We start from the raw sequence: 2,411 nt of genomic DNA on the forward strand, positions 1-2,411 counted from the left end.
TCAAAATCTCCTGCGCCATAGACTTTCCCCTCCAAATCCACCAAGGCGATCCCAAAATGATCGGGATTGACTTTTGCCAATTCAGGGATATAGTCAGCGACTTTTCCTCCAAAATCCTGGTCCTTTAATTCATTATAGATGTCTTCAATGATTGCTTGGTAGTTCATGATTTCAAAGTGATGGTTTTTCTGACTATTATCAAAATCAAAGGTGAATAAATTAAACTCCCTGAATTTTGGAAAATATTGAGCAAACTTATTTTGCTGCTGAAAATAAATTCAATGGCAATTTGTAGGCGATTTCAAACATATACCCAATTTTCTTATGTATATAATTTTTTTATATATTTGACTTACCAATGCATCACAGAAACCATGTCCAACAATAACTTAATCAAAGGAAGCCTTCAGACCATTATTCTCAAGTTACTTGCGGAAAATGATCGGATGTATGGCTATGAGATTACCCAAAAAGTCAAGGAACTCACCGCCGGGGAAATCAAAATCACAGAAGGTGCCCTCTACCCTGCTCTGCACAAGTTGGAAGCCGAAGGATTGCTGACCACAGAAATCGAGCAGGTCGACAACCGTATTAGAAAATATTACAGCCTGACCAAAGACGGTCAAAAGGAGGTGGACAACAAAATGGCCCAGTTGCAGGGATTTGTAGAAAACCTCCAAAGAATCCTGAATCCCACCTGGAATCCGGGATTGACATAACCTTTGAGGTTTTAAAGAACCTCGAAGGTTTCAGTAAAAATTCAGCCTTTCCGAGGTAATAAAAAATTATCCATGATTAAATAAACCTTCGAGGTCTTGAAGACCTCAAAGGTTGTCCGAAGAGAAATGCGAAACCTGACTGCCATAGAATTGCAATCCATCAAAAACGCCATCGTCCGAAAAGAAATCTCTTCGGCGGAAATCCTCATGGAAGTCTATGACCATTATGTCAGCCACCTGCAGGAATTTGGGGAAGTTGATTTTGATGATCAATTGGCAGAACTCGAAGAAAAATTCACTTATGGATATTGCCATGCCTTGCAGGCAAATCTTCAGAAAAACCTCAGAAAGGACATTTCTAAATCCCAATGGCAGATCATTAAAAACTACTTCTGCTTTTCCAAACTGATTTACAGCCTTGGCCTTTTGTTGATACTTTTCACTGTATCAATGAACCTAAAGACCGACGAGCAATATTTCCTGATGATGTATGTACCGATTGTACTGTTGGCCATTTTCTCGATTTTTGTGCTTTTCAATTGGCGAAAAAGAACACGGATCGCAAAAAGCATTTTTACTGAACAAAAGGACATCATCAAATCCTATTTATCCGAAGCTTTGGTCTTAAGGATTACTTTGCCGGTTCTCATCCTTAATGGATTGCTTCAAATGTCAAAGATATTCTTGAACATTCATGAAATTCCTTTTGCGTTCCTTCCACAGATCAGCTTGATTCTTTCAATAATTCTTATGTTTTATGGGATTTCCCTTTTTGAAGTATGGAAAATCAAATCCAAAAAATCCTTGATATGAAACTCTCCAAACCCCAAATCGAAAAGATAAACGAATCCATCAAACCGGGTATTTACTACCAAGACATTCGATCGGAATTGGTAGACCACCTAGCCTCAGCCATTGAGAAGGAAATGGAAGACAGTACGGTTTCATTTGAATTCGCTTTGGATCTAGAGCTTAAAAAGTTGAACCTTGATAAATTCCAAAGACAGGTTTTACTCAGTCACCATTCTTCCGCATTCAAAAAATTATTTGAAGGTTGGCTAAATCCGGAGAATTTCGGGTTGGCTTTGCTCGCATTTTGCGTGACCTATTTCCTGATCCATATCGGTTCCATAGAAGCAGGACATACATATTCAACTTTCCTGATCGTCATGATCACTGTAAATACGGCACCATTTTTCTATTGGATTTTCACTAAGCCCATGCGCAATAGCAGTGAGTTTATGTCCGTCATCAACAGCATGTTTTTCCTGTACGCATGCATGTCATTTTCTTTTGACTTGTTACTTGAGTTTTCATCTCTTCCAAAGCAAATCTTTATGCCGGCCTTTATGGGAATCTTAGCCGGGCAATTGCTCATCGGGATCAGGTTGGTCAGCAAAACTTATGAAAAATTGAAACTTGCCAAACAATGAAACTCACCAAACCACAGATCGAGCAACTTAAAAAACTGATTTCCAAAAAAGGATATCCTGAAATCGATGTCCAATATGAAATCCTGGACCATGTGGCTTGCAAAGTGGAAACAATGCTTGGTGAAAATCCGAAACTTAACATCGAGGAAGCCTTTCAAAAAGTACATGCTTCATTTGGAATTTTTGGATTCAGTGAGTTGGAGGAATCCTATAAAAAGGTAATAGAAACTCGGATGATTAAATATTTTCAAAAAGAATT

General features: G+C 38.4%; 4 protein-coding genes and 1 pseudogene. 4 read left to right on the forward strand and 1 reads right to left on the reverse strand.

Annotated elements, in window-relative coordinates:
- A partial coding sequence (locus ACZFYI_RS19115) for a glutaminase (RefSeq protein ID WP_462525720.1) occupies window positions 1–167 on the reverse strand: 167 nt, incomplete at its 3' end.
- Window positions 168–374: 207 nt separating this feature from the next.
- On the opposite strand from ACZFYI_RS19115, the gene ACZFYI_RS19120 reads away from it, so the two are divergent.
- The 4 genes and pseudogenes from ACZFYI_RS19120 to ACZFYI_RS19135 form a co-directional block, all read left to right on the forward strand.
- Window positions 375–719, forward strand: a complete 345-nt coding sequence (locus ACZFYI_RS19120) for a PadR family transcriptional regulator (RefSeq protein ID WP_462525717.1) — start codon at window positions 375–377, stop codon at window positions 717–719.
- 96 nt (window positions 720–815) lie between these two features.
- The gene (locus tag ACZFYI_RS19125; RefSeq protein WP_462525718.1) at window positions 816–1,532 is read left to right on the forward strand and encodes a hypothetical protein; all 717 of its coding nucleotides are present in this window, start codon (window positions 816–818) and stop codon (window positions 1,530–1,532) included.
- Complete coding sequence (locus ACZFYI_RS19130) at window positions 1,529–2,152, forward strand: hypothetical protein (protein WP_462525719.1); 624 nt, start codon at window positions 1,529–1,531, stop codon at window positions 2,150–2,152. The genes ACZFYI_RS19125 and ACZFYI_RS19130 overlap by 4 nt, the downstream gene beginning before the upstream one ends.
- Window positions 2,149–2,411, forward strand: a pseudogene (locus ACZFYI_RS19135) (hypothetical protein); the annotation flags it as partial. The gene ACZFYI_RS19130 and the pseudogene ACZFYI_RS19135, both read left to right, overlap by 4 nt.

Source organism: Aquiflexum sp. (assembly GCF_977115555.1).